Origin of the sequence: Dokdonia sp. PRO95 (genome assembly GCF_000355805.1) — a bacterium.
Taxonomy (GTDB): Bacteria; Bacteroidota; Bacteroidia; order Flavobacteriales; family Flavobacteriaceae; genus Dokdonia.
On record NZ_CM001837.1, the window covers coordinates 2,740,968 to 2,759,301 of the forward strand.

Annotated in this window: 17 protein-coding genes; 4 read left to right on the plus strand and 13 right to left on the minus strand. The window is 37.7% G+C overall.

Annotation, left to right across the window (positions count from 1 at the left end):
• Positions 1 to 2: 2 nt before the first annotated feature.
• The 6 genes from D017_RS12405 to uvrA all read right to left on the minus strand — a co-directional run bounded on the left by D017_RS12405 (position 3) and on the right by uvrA (position 8,252).
• Positions 3 to 1,280 (minus strand): amidohydrolase, encoded by a 1,278-nt coding sequence (locus D017_RS12405; RefSeq protein ID WP_035336855.1) that lies wholly within the window; start codon positions 1,278 to 1,280, stop codon positions 3 to 5.
• Positions 1,281 to 1,319: 39 nt separating this feature from the next.
• Positions 1,320 to 2,639 carry a M28 family metallopeptidase gene (locus D017_RS12410; protein WP_035338257.1) on the minus strand — a complete coding sequence of 440 codons (1,320 nt, stop codon included), beginning with the start codon at positions 2,637 to 2,639 and terminating at the stop codon, positions 1,320 to 1,322.
• A 192-nt stretch (positions 2,640 to 2,831) separates the two neighbouring features.
• A complete protein-coding gene (locus tag D017_RS12415; RefSeq protein WP_035336856.1) occupies positions 2,832 to 3,626 on the minus strand; it encodes a sugar-binding protein in 795 nt (264 codons plus the stop codon).
• Between the two features lie 34 nt (positions 3,627 to 3,660).
• The gene (locus tag D017_RS12420) at positions 3,661 to 4,521 is read right to left on the minus strand and encodes a hypothetical protein (RefSeq protein ID WP_035336858.1); all 861 of its coding nucleotides are present in this window, start codon (positions 4,519 to 4,521) and stop codon (positions 3,661 to 3,663) included.
• A gap of 50 nt (positions 4,522 to 4,571) precedes the next feature.
• Complete coding sequence (locus tag D017_RS12425; RefSeq protein WP_035336859.1) at positions 4,572 to 5,411, minus strand: hypothetical protein; 840 nt, start codon at positions 5,409 to 5,411, stop codon at positions 4,572 to 4,574.
• 45 nt (positions 5,412 to 5,456) lie between these two features.
• Positions 5,457 to 8,252: an excinuclease ABC subunit UvrA gene (gene uvrA / locus D017_RS12430; RefSeq protein ID WP_035336861.1), complete on the minus strand. Its 2,796-nt coding sequence runs from the start codon at positions 8,250 to 8,252 to the stop codon at positions 5,457 to 5,459.
• A gap of 249 nt (positions 8,253 to 8,501) precedes the next feature.
• Between uvrA and D017_RS12435 the strand changes: the two genes are divergently transcribed.
• On the plus strand, positions 8,502 to 9,086 hold the full coding sequence (locus D017_RS12435; protein ID WP_035336862.1) for a sigma-70 family RNA polymerase sigma factor: 585 nt from the start codon (positions 8,502 to 8,504) through the stop codon (positions 9,084 to 9,086).
• Positions 9,087 to 9,324: 238 nt separating this feature from the next.
• On the opposite strand, the gene nth is transcribed toward D017_RS12435, so the two are convergent.
• Positions 9,325 to 9,996 carry an endonuclease III gene (gene nth, locus D017_RS12440; protein ID WP_035338259.1) on the minus strand — a complete coding sequence of 224 codons (672 nt, stop codon included), beginning with the start codon at positions 9,994 to 9,996 and terminating at the stop codon, positions 9,325 to 9,327.
• 210 nt (positions 9,997 to 10,206) lie between these two features.
• On the opposite strand from nth, the gene bcp reads away from it, so the two are divergent.
• A complete protein-coding gene (gene bcp, locus D017_RS12445) occupies positions 10,207 to 10,662 on the plus strand; it encodes a thioredoxin-dependent thiol peroxidase (protein WP_035336863.1) in 456 nt (151 codons plus the stop codon).
• Positions 10,663 to 10,737: 75 nt separating this feature from the next.
• Here bcp and D017_RS12450 read toward each other — a convergent pair whose 3' ends face one another.
• Both D017_RS12450 and D017_RS12455 read right to left on the minus strand, forming a co-directional pair.
• The gene (locus D017_RS12450) at positions 10,738 to 11,163 is read right to left on the minus strand and encodes a hypothetical protein (RefSeq protein WP_035336864.1); all 426 of its coding nucleotides are present in this window, start codon (positions 11,161 to 11,163) and stop codon (positions 10,738 to 10,740) included.
• Complete coding sequence (locus D017_RS12455; RefSeq protein ID WP_035336865.1) at positions 11,163 to 12,620, minus strand: hypothetical protein; 1,458 nt, start codon at positions 12,618 to 12,620, stop codon at positions 11,163 to 11,165. The genes D017_RS12450 and D017_RS12455 overlap by 1 nt, the downstream gene beginning before the upstream one ends.
• Positions 12,621 to 12,746: 126 nt before the next feature.
• On the opposite strand from D017_RS12455, the gene D017_RS12460 reads away from it, so the two are divergent.
• Entirely contained in the window at positions 12,747 to 13,538 is a 792-nt protein-coding gene (locus D017_RS12460; RefSeq protein WP_035336866.1) for an MBL fold metallo-hydrolase, read from the plus strand.
• 3 nt (positions 13,539 to 13,541) lie between these two features.
• The gene (locus tag D017_RS12465) at positions 13,542 to 14,033 is read left to right on the plus strand and encodes a hypothetical protein (protein ID WP_035336867.1); all 492 of its coding nucleotides are present in this window, start codon (positions 13,542 to 13,544) and stop codon (positions 14,031 to 14,033) included.
• Between the two features lie 74 nt (positions 14,034 to 14,107).
• Here the strand turns inward: D017_RS12465 and D017_RS12470 are convergent, their stop codons facing one another.
• From D017_RS12470 to D017_RS12485, 4 genes are all read right to left on the minus strand, one after another.
• A complete protein-coding gene (locus tag D017_RS12470) occupies positions 14,108 to 14,749 on the minus strand; it encodes an alpha/beta fold hydrolase (RefSeq protein ID WP_035336868.1) in 642 nt (213 codons plus the stop codon).
• Between the two features lie 71 nt (positions 14,750 to 14,820).
• On the minus strand, positions 14,821 to 15,150 hold the full coding sequence (locus D017_RS12475) for a hypothetical protein (protein WP_035336869.1): 330 nt from the start codon (positions 15,148 to 15,150) through the stop codon (positions 14,821 to 14,823).
• Complete coding sequence (locus D017_RS12480) at positions 15,150 to 16,403, minus strand: dihydroorotase (RefSeq protein WP_035336870.1); 1,254 nt, start codon at positions 16,401 to 16,403, stop codon at positions 15,150 to 15,152. The genes D017_RS12475 and D017_RS12480 overlap by 1 nt, the downstream gene beginning before the upstream one ends.
• Positions 16,400 to 18,331, minus strand: a complete 1,932-nt coding sequence (locus D017_RS12485) for a BatA domain-containing protein (protein ID WP_035336871.1) — start codon at positions 18,329 to 18,331, stop codon at positions 16,400 to 16,402. Before D017_RS12485 ends, D017_RS12480 begins: the two co-directional genes overlap by 4 nt.
• Positions 18,332 to 18,334: the final 3 nt, after the last annotated feature.

An 18,334-nucleotide genomic window follows, 5' to 3' on the forward strand; every position in this document is an offset into this window, starting at 1 on the left:
TTTTATTTACCGTTTAAGTAATCAATACTCATTTGGCTTAGTGCTTTAACGCCTAGTTGAAATCCAGCTTCATCAATCACAAAATCAGGTGTGTGATGAGGAAAAGCTTCAGTACTGCCAGCGGTCATACCGCCTAAAAAGAAATAGAAGCCAGGTACTTTCTCTTGGAAGAAAGAAAAGTCTTCTCCACCAGTTACCGCTTTCTGTAGCGACACATTTTCTATACCACCTACTTTTTGTAAGGTAGGGAGCATTTGTGCAGTAAGATCAAGATCATTGTAAGTTACGACAGTCATGTTTTGCCAGTCTATCGTAGCCTCACCGCCATAAGCCTTTGCAATACCAGCAGCCATTTCATCCATACGGCGTATGATTTTCTCACGCATATCTGGATCCAGTGTACGTACTGTACCTATCATTTCGGCACTTTCTGGGATGATGTTAAAGCGTGTTCCAGATGTAATCTTACCTACGGTAATTACTGCAGCTTCCTCGGTTAATTCACTTTCACGAGAGATAATACTCTGGAAACCGTTGATAATCTGTGCAGATATTAAAATAGGGTCCACTCCAGACCAAGGCTGACTGCCATGAGATTGCTTTCCTTTTACATTTACTACAAAACGCTCTGTAGCTGCCATTGTTCCACCTGGTTTATATTTTATAGTATTTACAGGAGTAGCACTATTAATGTGTAAACCAAAAATAGCATCCACTTTAGGATTATCAAGTACACCTTCTTTTACCATAAGTTTTGCACCGCCTTCTTCACCTGGAGGAGGTCCTTCTTCTGATGGTTGAAAAATGAATTTTACAGAACCTTTGATTTTGTCTTTGTTTTTTGACAGTACTTCTGCCACACCCATAAGGATAGCAGTGTGTGTATCATGACCACAAGCATGCATCACACCAGTTTCTGTTCCTAAAAATGAAGTAACTACCTCAGATTTGAAAGGAAGGTCATTACGTTCTGTAACGGGAAGGGCGTCTATATCTGCTCTTAAAGCAACCACTTTACCTGGCATGTCTCCTTTAAGTAAGCCTACGACTCCAGTTTTGGCAACTCCTGTTTGTACTTCAATCCCCAAAGATTCGAGGTGTTTTGCTATTTTTTCGGCAGTTTTGAATTCGCGATTTCCTAGTTCTGGATTTTGATGAAAATCTCTGCGCCATTCTATGACCTTTTCTTCTACAGCGGCAATGTCTTTGTCAAAAGAGGTTTGCGCTTTCGCGAAAGCGGTACCAGCAATAAGGGCACTTAGTATTAATACTTTTTTCATAAGGTATATGTTGTGATGATTTAAAATCAATATGTATTGTTATCTAATAATCTGGCTAGGGAAAGCAACAGGACTTTCATGACCATCTTTACCTACAGCAGCAACGCCAAAGAAAAAGTTGTCAATCACAATCCCTTTTAATGTCGCCGAAGTTCCATCTGTAATAAGACGTGCATTGTCCCAAGTAGGTGAAGTAGTATCTCTCCAGTACACTTTATAAGCAACAGCACCATCTACGGCATCCCATTGTAATCTTGCGTTTGCCTCAACGATACCGCCTATTCCTACATTCTTAGGAGTAGGAGGAGCCCAAGCAATACTAGCAAGGTTAATTGCATTTACTGCAGTAAGCTTTGCGTTATATGGGAAGTTTACATGCTCAAATGTATCTCCGTAATTAATGCCATTTTCTGTACGGATATCTTGATGTTGTTGTGTGTAGTTCTCATGAGCTTCCATGATACGTATACCAGCAAAACCAGCGTCATTAAAAGGTCTGTGGTGACCACCACGACCAAAACGATCTAAACGATACACCATCATAGGGTTCATTTCTGGCATGTAGTCTTGGGTAGTTTTGTATATAAATCTTGCTAGCTGGCGAGAGATTCCATCCACTTCACCACCATAAAAACGGCGTGCTCTACGCTGCTGCTCAGTTTCTGTAGGCGGTACAGGCTCAGAAAATATTCTAAACGTACGGTTATCAATAACACCATCTACACCTTCAATGTTACCTATCATATCATTATTCATAATCCCAATGATTTCCCATCCTTTTTCTTTAGCATGAGCAGCAAGTCCTTTTCCACCATAAAGGCCCTGTTCTTCACCAGAAAGACCTACGTAGATAATACTGTTTTCAAAAGAATATTTAGAAAGTACTCTTGCAGCTTCCATCGTTCCAGCCATTCCGCTCGCATTGTCATTTGCTCCTGGCGCGTCATCTGTATAATTATTAGGATCAGATATACGGCTGTCTATATCACCACTCATAATTACATAGCGATTAGGATATTTAGTTCCTTTTTGAATAGCGACCACATTAACAACCATGACATCCTTTGTGATACGGTTATTATCTCCTTTTTTTACAAGATTACTTTGATAAAATACATCGAGACAGTTATTACAGTTTTGTGAAGTCTTTTCAAATTCGCTTTTTATCCATCTTCTCGCAGCTCCTATTCCTCTTGTATTTGAAACCGTGTCGCTTAGTGTATGACGTGTCCCAAAATCTGCTAGTTTTTTAACATCTGCCCGTAGTCGATCTTCAGATACTGCATCTATGATTTCGTAGATTCTCTCATCGGTTTGTGCATTTACTGTTGCTACAGAAAAAAGCAGGATAACCACCATAAAACCTAAGGTTGCGGTTAGTCTTTTAGTAGCTCTAAATAGGGTAGGAGTATGCGTGTTTAACATTATAAAGTGTTTAATAAATTGTTATGTTTTAAAGATACTAAAACAATGTATGTGCTAGAAGTACGCTTTCGCGAAAGCAAAAAAAAATCCCAAACCTATGTTTGGGATTTTCATTGTCTCATTTTATTACTCAACTAGCTCTATGGTGCCAAAGATTCCAGCGTCTATCCAGCCTCTATTTTTGTCTTCACCAGGCACAGCTACAGAACCTATGAAGTTTTCTCGTTCTGCACTTGTGTCGTTATCACAATAAGCAAGCGCAAAACCTAGTTTCTGATTTACATCCAGAATTTTTGGTTCATTAACACCACCATCTTTGTAGGTATCATTATAAATGGTCATCTTACATTCCCAAATCATTGTGTTTTCTCCTGTTTTTACAATTTTAGACTCCACGTGATTATTATATAGCGTAGGGACTTGACCAGGAGCAACGTCTACCACATTTCCATCTAGGGCAACGTGGTAAGCAAAAGCATTGTGTGTAAACTGGTGCCCACCACCAGAATTATCTGCATCTATAAAGATCTCAAGACAATCATCATCCCACCATAATGTAAGCGGATCTTTTTCCTTGTCATAAATAACATCATCTGTAATCTCAGCAATGATATATAGAGCTTCTGGTGTCCAAGTGAGCTTGTATTTACCAGAAAAATCCTCTGCTGTATAGTCTTCTCCTAACCATTTTTGATCAAGGGGTTGCCATGCTATATCTTGCCAAGCAGGATCTGTCGCTAGTCCGTCTAATTCTGGTGTGATGGTCGCCTTTGTCACTTGGCGTAACTGGTGATCTGTTTTTGAGTTAGGTATTTCTGAGGTGTCCTCAATGAGATTTGATGATTTTTGTTGTTGGTGTGAGTTGTTTTTGCAGCTAGTAAAAACGAGTAATAATAGGCTTAATGACCAAAAATATTTCATTGATATGTGTTGGTTTAGTTGATTAGTGAGATTGTTATTTCTTATCCTTTCTGGCAGCGACTATGGCTATTTGCGTACCATTAGGGGAGATGGCAAATCTTGAAATATCTTGAAGCTCCTCGTCTTCAAAAGTTTGATAGACTTCCCATGCTGATTTTTTAGTTTTACTGAGCAGTGTATTTCCTTTTGCAGCTAGTAGCGTACCATCTGGTAACCAGTTAATATCTTCAACACCTTCTGGAAGCTCTGTAATACTCTTTATTTTTTTAGTGTCTGGGTTGATAGATTTTACAATCCATTGATCTGTAGATTTGTCAATAAAACTAATGAGATTTGTATCTGGTATGTTGTGAAATGATCTACCAACAGGGATTTTCAAGTCATCAGATGTTTGATTCTTTACATTATGAATCACGAGGTGTAAATTACTCTCAACAATATCGGCTCCCACGATATAGTCTTCATTTGCCCATGTATAGTATGCAACCACAGCATCTTTAATTAACACGGGTGCTTTGTCTTGTCTAGGTAAGTAGGAGTAAAGACGTTGTAGTCCATCAGGATCTAGTCTTACGGCCGATATTCCTCGTTTTCCTTTCATAAACTGTGGTGAATACTCTCCACCAGATGTAGCTTTGTTAAACTGTCTTGTAGTGCCACGTGTGTATTGAATAATTTCTGTTTGACCATCACGAGCTCCTGCATAAATAATAATGTCATTAGCTAAAAATTGCGGCTGACTATCATATCCGGGATTATTACTTATGTTTCGCTTGTTTGTGAGCGTATCTCCGTTATCGGCTTTATTAATGTCAAGTAGAAAAATTTCTGTTTCTGTTTGGGCTGTTGCAAACTGTGTCGTAATCATAAGTAGTATTAGCAGTAGTTTTTTCATAAAATTGTGGATGAGTTATTTTTGTTACGCTTTCGCGAAAGCGTACTTAATTACATTTTTCTTGGTTTTGTTGAGTCGTAATCTTCATTAAGATCCTCAACTATTACTTCTTTCCTAGCATAAGTCGTTGAATTACTGTCATAACTTCCTTGTAGCTCGTCGTTACCAACATTGTCTCGTTCAAGGCTGTCATAGGCTCTTGTAGTATCAATATTCTTAGAAAAATAAGTAGTAGCAGTCATCTTATTCCAAACAGGAACACCAAGAAAATCACCAAGAGCAACGGCATCTTCTTCTATGCTCTTACGATGGCCATGGTCTACCACGTTGTAACGCGCGCCATCTTCAAAAACGAGATTAATCTCGTAGCTAGTGTACGAACTTTTATCGCCGCGAACTCTTTCAGGCAAGATTTGGAGTGCCTTTATGGTGTCTAGTTTAAAGGTATTTGCATCTTCTGTGATAGTAAGGCTTTTGATTTGTTGCTTTTTGCCTTTGTGAAAATATCCTGTAGACTTATTAAAAGTAATTATCGTGTGTAATTTTTTTAATAAGAATATGCCTACACCGATAAATACTAAAGGAAACAGCGCAAAAAGTATAGATTCTATGCTAAAACCGTCACTAATAGTGGTTGTGATGCCTACTCCAACAAATATGAGTGGAAATAAAATAAATATCCCGCTAAAAATTTTACCGAAGGATGAGGCTTTATAGCGCAACTCATTATCTGAAACTACTTCTAGTGTTTTGGTTTTAAAATTTGCACCACCACCTGCCTTTGGAGACCAGCTTGTTTTTGAGGCAAGCTCATGGTTAAACACCGATGGATCAAATGCCGGAGTACTCGTAGATTGTACAAGTTTTTTAAAAAATGAAGAAAGTCCCATTGTACTAAAATAGGACTTTCGAGAGAATTATATGTTTGAGAATGACTAGAGTTTTTCTTTCAAGTATTTTCCTGTAAAGGACTTCTTGTTTTTTGCTACCTCTTCCGGAGTTCCAGAAGCGACTAGAATACCACCGTGTTTACCACCCTCTGGCCCCATGTCGATAACATGGTCTGCACATTTTACAAGATCCATATTGTGTTCTACCACAATAATAGAATGACCCTTTGCAATAAGTGCCTCAAAGGAAGCCAAAAGCTTTTTAATATCATGAAAATGTAAACCTGTCGTAGGCTCATCAAAAATGAATAAGGTCTTATCTTTTGTTGTTCCCTTTACTAAGAAACTTGCAAGTTTAATACGCTGCGCTTCACCTCCAGATAGGGTAGAGGAGCTTTGACCTAGTGTTACATACCCTAGACCTACGTCTTGTAATGGTTTAAGTTTACGAGTGATTTTTGCTTCATTATGTGCTGTAAAAAATGCCACGGCATCATCAATAGTCATCGTAAGAATATCATCAATATTCTTATCGTTGAAATGCACTTCGAGTACCTCTTTCTTAAAACGCTTACCCTTACAAGTTTCACATTCTAAGTGTACGTCTGCCATGAATTGCATCTCAATTGTTACTTCACCTTCACCTTTACAAGTCTCACATCTCCCGCCATCTACGTTAAAAGAAAAGTGTTTTGCTTTATAGTTTCTTATTTTACTAAGCTTCTGACTTTCAAATAATTTACGAATGTCATCGTAAGCTTTAATATAAGTCACAGGATTAGATCTAGAAGATCTCCCAATTGGGTTTTGATCTACAAATTCTATGGTTTTAATGTTCTCATAGTTGCCTTTAAGTTCTGTAAACTGGCCTGCTTTTTCCCCATATCCGCCTATTGCTTTAAGCATGGCAGGATATAATATTTTTCTAACTAATGTAGATTTTCCACTTCCAGAAACACCGGTTACAGCGGTAAATACACCAAGTGGAAAACGGACGTTTACGTTCTGTAAGTTGTTTTCTCGAGCGCCAATAACTTCGGCATAATATTTTGAAGTTCTACGCTTCTTAGGAACTTCAATTTCTAGATTTCCATTAAGGTATCCTGCAGTTAACGAATCACTTTTTAAAATCTCATCATAATCACCTACGGCCACCACATCTCCTCCAAAGGTTCCTGCTTCTGGGCCTATATCAATGATAAAATCTGCTTTTTTCATGATGTCCTCATCATGTTCAACAACGATAACGGTATTACCAAGGTCACGGAGAGATTGTAGTACCTCTATAAGTTTTTCTGTGTCTTTAGGGTGCAATCCTATACTTGGTTCGTCAAGTATATACATTGATCCCACGAGACTACTACCAAGAGAAGTTGCAAGATTGATGCGCTGTGACTCACCACCAGAGAGAGTATTAGACTTTCTGTTGAGCGTAAGGTAGTTGAGTCCTACTTTGTCTAGAAAGCTAAGCCTACTTGTGATCTCTGTAAGTAATCTTTTTGCTACCGTAGTATCATACTCATTAAGCGTTAAACTGTTGAAGAAAGCTGCTACTTCGTCTAGTGGTAACTCTACTAGATCTACAATGTTTTTGCCGCCTATTTTTACATAGGTTGCTTCTGGACGTAGGCGTTTACCCTTACAAGTGTTACACTTTGTTTTACCACGGTAACGCGATAGCATTACTCTGTTTTGAATTTTATATGCCTTAGATTCTAAGAATTTAAAGAACTTATTGAGCCCATCAAATTCTTTATTACCATCCCAAACAAGCTGTTGTTGCTCTGGAGTTAACTCAAACCAAGGTTTGTGTATAGGAAAATCAAATTTATAGGCACGATTAACTAGCTGATCGCGGTAATGGCTCATACTATCACCACGCCATGGGAACACGGCATTCTCGTAGATTGATAGTCCAGTATTAGGTATTACAAGATCTTCATCTATTCCTATTACATCACCATAACCTTCACAAGTAGGGCATGCACCGTATGGATTATTAAAAGAAAATAAATGAACATTAGGCTCTAAAAAAGTCATTCCATCAAGCTCAAACTTATTTGAAAACTGACGGCGAGAATTATCTACTAGCTTTTCTATAAAAAGTTCGCCCTTTCCTTCAAAGAATGCCGTCTGTACAGCATCTGAAAGTCGGTTTATAAAATCTTCATCTTCTGGATTGTTTATAATTCTATCTACAACGAGGAGTATGTCTTTGGCTTTGAGTTTGCTTCCTATTTCGGCAACTTCATCAAGACGTTTTACTTCCCCTTTTACTTGTATACGTGCATAGCCTTGTTGTAATAAGGCCTGCAGTTTGGATTCTATTTTTCTGCCTTTTTCTAAATGAATAGGTGCGAGTAGGAGTAGTTTTTCTCTTTTCGCGAAAGCGGAAACATAAGCAACCACATCTGTTACGGTATCCTTTTTAACTTCGTTTCCAGAAATAGGGGAGTAGGTCTTACCGATACGGGCAAAAAGTAGCTTTAAATAATCGTAAATCTCGGTTGTTGTTCCTACTGTAGATCTTGGGTTTGTGCTATTTACCTTTTGCTCAATGGCAATGGCAGGAGCAATTCCTTTTATGTAATCTACCTTAGGTTTATCAAGTCTGCCTAAGAACTGGCGTGCGTAGGAGGAAAGACTCTCAACGTACCTGCGCTGTCCCTCTGCATAAAGGGTGTCAAATGCAAGAGAAGATTTACCAGATCCAGAAAGTCCCGTGATAACAACGAGCTTGTTACGAGGGATTACTGCATTAATATTTTTAAGATTGTGCAGTTTGGCACCCTTAATGATAATATTCTTCTTAGGATTTACATCCTTAACGTCTATAAGCATCGCAATTCTTTAGTTCTATTACAAAGATACCGAAAGTGCAGTGCTATTGAAACCAAGTGCTGGCAGCATTTTGAACGTTATTTTTGATTTATTGTGCAAAATGAATGTTTTTTTGCAAATGTTAACAGATTTATTATATATTTACCAAAATATCCACAAACAAATACACTGCGTATAGTATAGAACTACTTTATAAAATTTTGGGCTAAGGGAATTCCTCTAGCAATTTTAACCTACAAAGTAGTACTTATGAAAAGTGTATTAATAGACGATGCTACACTCGTTAGCAATTACATCAAAGGAGACGAAAAATCACTAGCTATGCTCATTGCGAGACATAAGCAACGTATATATAGTTTTATATACTCGAAGGTATATGATCGCGATATTTCTGAAGATATTTTTCAAGACACGTTTATTAAGGTCATCAAAACACTCAAGAAGGGCAAGTATAATGAAGAAGGTAAATTTTTACCATGGACGATGCGTATTGCGCATAACCTAGTTATTGACCACTTCCGTCGTAATAATAGGATGCCTAAGTTTGATAATGCAGGTGAGTTTTCTATTTTTTCTGTGTTAAGTGATAATAGCCTTAATGCTGAAAAGCAAATGGTGCGAGATCAAGTAAACAGAGACGTTAAGCGTATCATTGAAGAGCTGCCAGATGACCAGAAAGAGGTGCTCAAAATGCGTATTTATCAAGAGATGAGCTTTAAAGAAATCTCTGAGCGTACTGGTGTAAGTATCAATACAGCGCTGGGTAGAATGCGTTATGCGCTTATCAATTTGAGAAAAGTAATTGACACCAATAATATAATTCTAACAGATTGATATAATATGCTGTGCATTTTTGCGTTCTTGATAAGAATCAAACAAAAACCGCATGGCAAAACTTTACACTACACCCTCGTCAGGTCACAATAAGACGAACCAATTTGAACCTAAACAAGAGACTGTAGATTTTCTCTTGAATTTTTCTAAGGCTTTAAGTGTTATGCATTATAAATCGATGAAATTTGAAGCATTCATCAACTAAACTTTGATAAAACCTCGACCAGTCATCGAGGTTTTATTTTTTCTTCCTTTTTGCCATCATTTTCTCATAGTCGGCTATGACTGTTTTACGTCCTATGGTCTTTGTGATAATATCTTTCTCTAGGTCCCATCCTCTGGCTGGTGAGTAATCTCTTCCATACCATATAATTTGAAGATGTAAATCATTCCAAATATGTTCTGGAAAAAGGCGCTTTGCATCCTTTTCTGTTTGTACGACATTCTTTCCATTTGTAAAGCCCCAGCGGTACATTAACCTATGTATGTGAGTGTCTACAGGAAATGCAGGAATACCAAAAGCTTGCGCCACAACCACACTAGCTGTTTTATGGCCCACTGCTGGAAACTCCGTAAGCTTCTCTATGCTAGCAGGTACCACGCCATCATACTTATCTATAAGCATATGTGACAAGCCATGAATACCTTTTGCTTTCATAGGCGATAGTCCTACAGGCTTTATGATATCTCGTATATCTTCTACTGTGAGCTTGATCATATCATACGGATTATCTGCCACCTCAAATAGGAGTGGAGTGATTTGATTAACCTTCACATCTGTACTTTGAGCACTCATTAATACTGCAATAAGAAGCGTGTATGGGTCTTTATGATCTAGAGGAATTGGTATCTGAGGATATAGTTCTTGTAATGTTTTTATAGTAAAGTCTACCTTTTCTTGTTTATTCATAGGGTAAGCATAATTATTCTTTATGGTGTAATCCATAAACCTTAAACGTATTTCTTTATAGTAATACGGAGAACTCGTAACTTTATAATATTATGTTTTTGCTAGGTGTAATAATTTACGCTTTCGCGAAAGCATAACATTGCTATGTAAAGATAATTAACTACAATCAATGATGGATGAGATTTCCGGCATTGCCAAAACTAAAAAAGGATGAACACATTAAAAGTGGGCGATAAAGTCCCAGATTTTACAACAGTCGATCAGGATGGAAATGAGGTGAAGCTTGCGGATTTTAAAGGTAAGAAGCTCATCGTATTTTTTTACCCAAAAGCAAGCACGCCAGGCTGTACCGCAGAGGCGTGTAATCTAAGAGATAACTACAAGGAATTACAGGCGCAAGGATATCACTTACTAGGGGTGAGCGCAGATTCTCAAAAACGCCAAAAGAATTTTGCAACCAAATATGAGTTCCCTTTCCAGCTGCTTGCAGATGAGGATAAAACAGTAATCAACGCCTTTGGTGTTTGGGGTCTGAAAAAGTTTATGGGTAAGGAATACGATGGTATTCACCGTATGACTTTTAAAGTAGACGAAGAAGGCGTGGTGAGCGATGTGATACAAAAGGTTAAGACTAAAGATCACGCTGCCCAGTTACTAGACGCGTAGTTCTCGAAGCTTATATAAAGTACAAAGGGCGATACATTTAATGTATCGCCCTTTGTATTATAAGTACTTATGTGATTATTGCTTTTCATAAACCAGTAGAGGCCCATCGCACATCATCCAGCTATTCTGTAGCTTTCCATCCTTGCGTACTAACAACTCTTCATTGTCATTTCCAGTGCAACTACCCACTATCTGTAAACCTTCTGTGTATTTTAAAGTATAAAAAACACCTTCGCTAGTTTTCTTTGTAGTGTAAGTTCCAGAGGCTTCTATGGTAAACGCATCTTTAGTTTGATTCTTAGTAAATTTCATCTCTGGAGTAAAAACATAGGACTGACTCATAGGAAGCTCTTCTTCTTCACTAGATGGCGATACCATACCGCTTTTCATCTCAATAAGTTGCCACGTTTCTCCTTGTGGTTTACTTGTAGCATTCTTCTCTGCGCAAGCAAATACCATAAAGAGTATAGCGGCGATAGCTATGTAATTAAGAGAATTCATTATTTATCTGCCTCTAAAAGTGCTTGAGACTGGTAACCAAAAAGATTGCGAGACTTTATAAGCTCTGCAACACCTTCTGGAAGCATACCTTCCCAGCCCTTTTCGCCATCATTAATCATTCTTAATACTTCTCTTGAGAAAATATCTGTAATTGCTGGGTCATAGTTTTCAATATCAAGTACTTTACCATTAAGTTTAAAGAACTTATAAAGCTCTTTCATACGTGGGTGTACTTTTAAGTTATCACTATTTGTGTATTCTCCAGTTTTTGGATCCTTCATAGGGTATAAGAATACCTTGAGATCTTTAAAGAATAATTTTCCAAATGCTTCTAGAATACCTCCACTTAAGTGACGGTAGTAGCTAGTATCAAAGATGTCAATAAGGTTATTTACACCCATAACAAGCCCCATGCGCTCCTTGGTATAGTTTGAGAAATACTCAACAACGCGGTAATACTCCTTAAAGTTTGAGATCATTACAGTTTGTCCAAGAGAACCTAGTAATCGAGCTCTTGCCATGAAATCTTCTTCATCAATATCACCTTCGGCGCGAAGGTTAGATAGTGTGATTTCAAATATAGCTTCTGTCTTTTTCTCGTTTACACGATTTGCCTCTACAAACATTTTATATGCTTTTTCAAACATATCCATGTTCACTTTAGTTACAGGGCGAAAACTACCACGAAGCGCTAAAACGTTTTTCTTGTATAGTAATGCTGCTGGGAGGATGTTATTTCCTTTTGCGTCAAACATTACGGCCTCTGTCATTCCGTTTTTAACAAGTTGTAAACTCATTAAACGGTTATCTACGTGCTCAAATTGAGGTCCAGAGAAGTTTATAGTATCAATCTCTATCTGATCTTGATCGATGTGATCGTATAGATAGCGAAGTAAGTTTTTAGGATTGTCATGCTTATAGAAAGCACCATAAATAAGGTTTACACCAAGTGTTCCTAGGGTTAATTGTTGTAAACGAGCGTCGTTTTCATGAAAACGAACATGTAGTATAATCTCGTTAAACTCTCCTTCTGGAGTAATCTGGAATCTAATTCCAACCCATCCGTGACCTTTATATTTTTTTGCAAAATCTATGGTAGCTACCGTATTTGCATAGGTGAAGAAGATTTTATCTGGCTGCTTGTAACGTGAGATACGATCTTCAATAAGTTTCATCTCATGAGAAAGCATTTTCTTGAGACGTTTTTCTGTCACATATCGTCCATCATCTTCAACGCCATAAATAGCGTCAGAAAAATCTTTATCATATGCACTCATTGCCTTTGCTATGGTACCACTTGCGCCGCCAGCTCTAAAAAAATGACGAACCGTTTCTTGTCCAGCACCTATTTCGGCAAAAGTTCCATATATGTTTGCGTTTAGATTTACGCGAAGTACCTTGTTCTTGAGAGGAGGTACTTTTTCAAAGTCTTTATCTCCTAAAATTGTAACAGCCATAGTATGTATTTTTCCATCAATTAATGGTTAACCAAAGATACTAAAAGGTTGTAGTAGCCAAAAAAATAACTGTATTTTTGTTAGACAATTAATGGCGTAATTAACGCACTTTCATCTTACTCATTAATGAAAATCACCTTTCTCGGTACTGGCACATCTCAAGGAATTCCTGTAATAGGAAGTACACATCCCGTGTGCTTAAGTACAGATGCTAGAGATAAAAGATTAAGAGTTTCTGTTCTAATTGAGTGGGAAGGCTATAATTATGTGATAGATTGCGGTCCAGATTTTAGACAACAAATGCTTAATACGCTTTCGCGAAAGCGTACCACCGCAGGAGATCCTGCACCTTTGCATGGTATATTATTAACGCATGAACATGCAGATCACGTTGCTGGACTAGATGATATAAGACCTTTTGTTTTTAGACAAGGTGATATGCCTATTTATGCTCATAAGCGAGTATTGAAAACTCTCGCCGAACGTTTTGATTATATCTTTACAACAGAAAATAGATACCCAGGAGCTCCAAGCGTTGCTTCAAAAGAGGTAGTAAATGGTGTTCCTATCAAATTAGGAAACATCGAAGTGCAGCCTATCGAGGCCTACCACGGATCATTGCAAGTCTTTGGATATCGTTTTCAAAATATAGCGTATCTAACAGATGTAAAAACTATCGCAGATGAGGAGATTGAAAAATTGCAAGGATTAGATATTCTTGTGTTGAATTGCTTAAGGGAAGAAGCTCATTATACACATTTAAACGTAGAGGAAGCGCTTGCTCTGGTTGCCAAAATTAAACCTAAACGCACATATCTAACACACATAAGCCATCACCTTGGTTTTCATGCAGAAGCCGAACAAAAATTACCAAAAAATGTCTTTCTCGCTTACGACGGACTTACTTTAACTACATAATTTATGAGACGTAATATTTTTTTATACTTATTCCTTTTTGCTGCATTATATATCATTTTTCAGTACATCAATAGCAGTAAGGGTCTAGAATACCAAGGGAAGCAGATTGAAAAGCTAGAAAGAAAACTAGCAGACAAAGATTCTATTGCAGGAATGTATCAAGAACGCCTTGCAAATGTGGAATACTTTACGCTGTTAGGTAATGACAATGCAAAGGAGTATTTTGACAATGATGATCTAGACTTAGCTATAATTAAACCAGCTATAGAAGATGGATTATATGCAAAAAATACAGCTCAAGGTAACGAGCTTATCACTTTTGTAGGTGATGGAAGACCTTTTCAAATTAATAAAGTACAGATCTTAAACCATCGCTGGATCATCGCTGACTTTTCTGACGGCAAGAAATGGGGAGAAATGCTGGTTGAGTATTTTGTAAATGAGGATGGAACGGTAGATTATAAAACTGTGGAGAGTTTAGTGTATCCTAATTAAGAAATAATATTTAGGTGATTTTATATAACGATTAGACATAAAAAAACAGGCGTAAAGCCTGTTTTTTTATGTCTCTATCTACTTTGTAACCACTCTTTGAACTCATAGAAGTTGGTCGGGTGAACTCCATGGCCTACAGGAAACTCACTTAGTGTGGATTCAATCCCTATATTTTTGAGATAGCCAGGTGTTTTGCGAGCAGCATCTATAGGTATCACTTGGTCTACAGTTCCATGTGAGTTATAAATATTAAGATGCGCATATGACGGATTACTTTTTAAATCAATAATCTCTTCATTGATATAACCACTCAAGCCTATTACATTCTTAACCTTTTCTGGGTAGGTGAGTGCTACTGCATAGCTTAAAATGGTTCCTTGACTAAAACCTAGTAAGGTTACATTATGCTTGTCCACATCATACTCCGCTACAATCTCATCGATAAATTTTGCAATGATATCTCTAGATTTACGAGCACCTTCATTATCTGAGGTTTTTACACCATCTCCATCTATAGTAATATGATACCAAGCATTACCATAAGGCTGCATTGCGATAGGGGCCTTTGCAGACACTATAAAGTATTCTTCAGGAATTTCTTCTGCAAAGCTAAAAAGGTCTTCCTCATTACTTCCATAACCATGAAGGAGAATTATTAATGGAGCTTTACCCGTAGAAGGTTGTGATGGTTTACGTGTGATATATTCTAATAACATATAATTGAAATAGTAGACATTACATGGCAAGTAAAGTCCTGATGTATAATTGTTGCTTGCTCTTAGGGAGACTAGTTGTTTCCTCCGAAAACGTTTTGATAAAACGCACCTACTAAAGGGACAAGTTGGCGTTTTCCTTGAAAAGCCGAAATAATTCCAAAAAGCCAAAGCGCAAAGAATAGTACTAAAAATCCCATTGATGCCATAGGTATGTCAAGATAGCTAAGCGGCATCATTATTAGGAAGTAGCTCAAGGTTAAACCTAATGACTGTCTTAGGTGAAAAGCGGCAAACTCATTTTTTGACTCACTATTCATAAAATAGGCTATTATTAATCCTACGAAGGTAATGTAGCTTAAGACTGCGGCTGTTTTTCCTTCAAAAACGGTATTTTCATCCATTAGTTAAGTACTATTTGGTTATTTGCAATAACTCCATAAACTTCCCCTTTCATTTTTTGATTAAGGAATATGGCGTTATTTGATGTTGATTTGATGTGTTCTTGAGTAAATGTAGCCGTGCCTTTTGTTGTAAATAAGGTAATATCTGCAGGGCTATTTTCTTGTATTGTGCTACTGGTGCCTATAAATCTACGTCTCCCAGCAGTAAGTAGCGTAACTGCGCGCTTCTCACTCACAATGGTAAGTAACGCTTTAAATGTAGCTTCTTGGGATATCGCGCCATACATGGCATTATCAAACTCGACGTGCTTGCGCTCAACATCTAGGGGATTATGATCACTGGTCACCATATCGATAGTACCATCTTTTACACCCTCTATCAAGGCATCTACGTGCTCTTGGTTTCTTAGTGGTGGTAAGACTTTATAACGCGTGTCAAAATCATCTATAATAGTATCTAGTAGGTACAAGTTATGTATTGCTACACTACAAGTAACGTCTAATCCTTTCGTTTTAGCTTGTTTTATAAGTTCCACACTTGCCTTTGTGGAAATTGTAGGTATATGAAGGCTTCCTCCAGCATATTCTAAAATGTGTAAGTCTCTTGCTACTTGAAGACTTTCGGCTATAGCGGGAATTCCTTTGAGTCCTACTCGGGTGCTTATTTCTCCTTCATTTACCATTCCTTTTCCAGCAATTTTCTGCTCTTGAGGAAATGATAAAACAAGTCCGTTGAATCCTTGAGTGTATTGCAGTGCAATTTTAAGCAAATTAGGATTTGCGATAGGCTGTTGATAATCACCAAAAGCCACAGCTCCAGCTTGCTGCATATCGTATAATTCTGCTAGGTCTACGCTTTCACTATTTCGCGTAAGCGCACCTATAGGAAAAAGAGAAGTTGCATGTCCTTCTGCCATTTTTTTTACAAAGGTAACATCAGAGCTTGTGTCAATAATAGGGTAGGTGTTTGGATTGAGTGCTACTGCTGTAAAGCCACTTGAGGCTGCCACTTGTAATCCGTGATCTATAGTTTCTCGTTCCTCAAATCCGGGTTGCCCCATACTCACGCTACTATCAAACCAACCTTGTGATATATGGAGATTATCGCGCTCTATAAGCGTCTCTCCTTTTGTATTTTCTAGATGTTCTCCTATTTCTATAATGAGGCCATCCTTAATTCTAACATCTTTTGTACTACCGTGATGTGGGCTATCACTGTCTACAATTATGGCGTTCTTTATGAGTGCTTTCATTTATAGAATTTTAAAATCAAGATTTCTAGTACTAGGAATAACAGGGCAAAAATAACAAACCATTTCCAAAGCGATTGGACACTATCTGCTGTTTTGAATTCGTCAAAAAGGTCTTCTACAGAGGTGTTATAGTGATCTGTAGCACCGTTGTTTAATGCTGCATACCGCAAAGTGCTTTCACTACGACTGTAATTATAACTAACTTGCTGTATTGTGTTATCTGCTAGCTTAATATTATAGATACTTGCTCTAGATGGCGAGTCACTTGTAGTAATTTGCACTTTATTCCCTTTAGATTGTTGCAAAGGAATAAGTGTATTTGAGGGATCTGACATGTCTTCTAGACTCAAAATATCATCTTCTTGAAGGGCGACAGATATGTCGTATGTTACGTTCTTCCCAATAGGCATATATAATCGTGGCAACTGCAAGCTCTGTCGCGACATATTGTAAAATGTAGGGACTATGAGCGGCGAACTTTGGAGATTCGAATTTGCCACGTCTATACCTCCAGAGATTACAAAGAAATTTGAAGCATAAGAGAGAAAAGGACTTCCATCTTCAAAACGAAGTAATGCATCTCCACCTTGTAATGCAAAGGATTTTGAAACTGACGGGTATTGAAAATTCTTTATCCTTGCATCAAACACATCTTTATAAACGGGATGGTCATAGTTTATGGTGGTTACTAATCGTTTGGTAGTTTCACTCTTTGAAATCTCAAAGTTCCCTAAATTTCTTAAAGCACCGTTATAACTAGCGGCATCTGCATTTGAATCTAAAATAATGGTGGTGATTCCTCCCGCTTTCGCGAAAGCGTTCAAAGCACCACTAAGAGCTACGCCTATTTCTGAAACTTGATTTACAACAATATAATTAAACTCTGGTATGCTGCTATAATCAAGGTTCTTAATGTTTGTACTTTCATACTCAAACTCTGGAGCCGTAAAAATACGTGACAAATAATCTGAGTTTGCACCATTTATTGCAAGCACTTTAATGGGCTGACTTTTATTAATGTTAAAAAACATGGTGTTATCAAAAGCGAGTAGGGGATCTTCAATTACGATACGCCCTGCGATTTCTTCTTTTGCGTCTATATCAAAAACAACGGTAGTTCCTAGTTCGCTATCAAAAGACGCCGTACCCTTAGCTAGCAATTGTTCGCCGTTGTATAGAGAAACGGCAGTATTTATATCTTTCTTTTCACCTGCTGAAAGTGCTACAGTAAGTACAATACTTCCTGCTTTTCTTTTTGATATGAAAACAGAATCTATACTTACATTGTTTTTTATCACTGGCTGGAGCTGCACGTAGTGTTTTTCTACACCATCAGTTTGTAGCTGATACGTCTCACCATTATCCTGAAAATCCGAAATCATAATGAGCCTCTTATCCTTTGATTGGTCTCTAGAAAATTCTTTCTGTGCTCTGAGTGTTACGGCAGTTTCAGATAACTGTGTTGCTGCATACGGTAGTTGTAGCAGCTCGTTACGCATGTTTTTAACAGTGGTGTTTCTATACGTATCCGTATTTGTAATTAAAGTGAAGGTTTGATCCTCGGGAATATGAGTAATGATATCTTGAGTTGCCGTGCGTAGCAATTGTCCAGAAGGACCTTTTGCTTGCATACTGAACGAGTTATCCAAGTAAATAATAGTTTCCTTTTCTCGCGTGGCACTATCTGATTGTGTAATAAATGGTTGAGCAAATGCTAGCACAATTGCAGCAATTGCTGCCATACGAGATAGTAATACGAGCCATTTTTTTATAGAATTACTCTTACGCGTTTGGATATTAAGCTTTTGAAGAAAGGCAACGTTTGTAAACGCTTCTGTTTTAAACTTACGCAGTTGGAATAAGTGAACGAGAATAGGGATAAGCAGTAAGAACAGTGCGTAAAGTAGTTCTGGATGTCTAAACTGCATGTG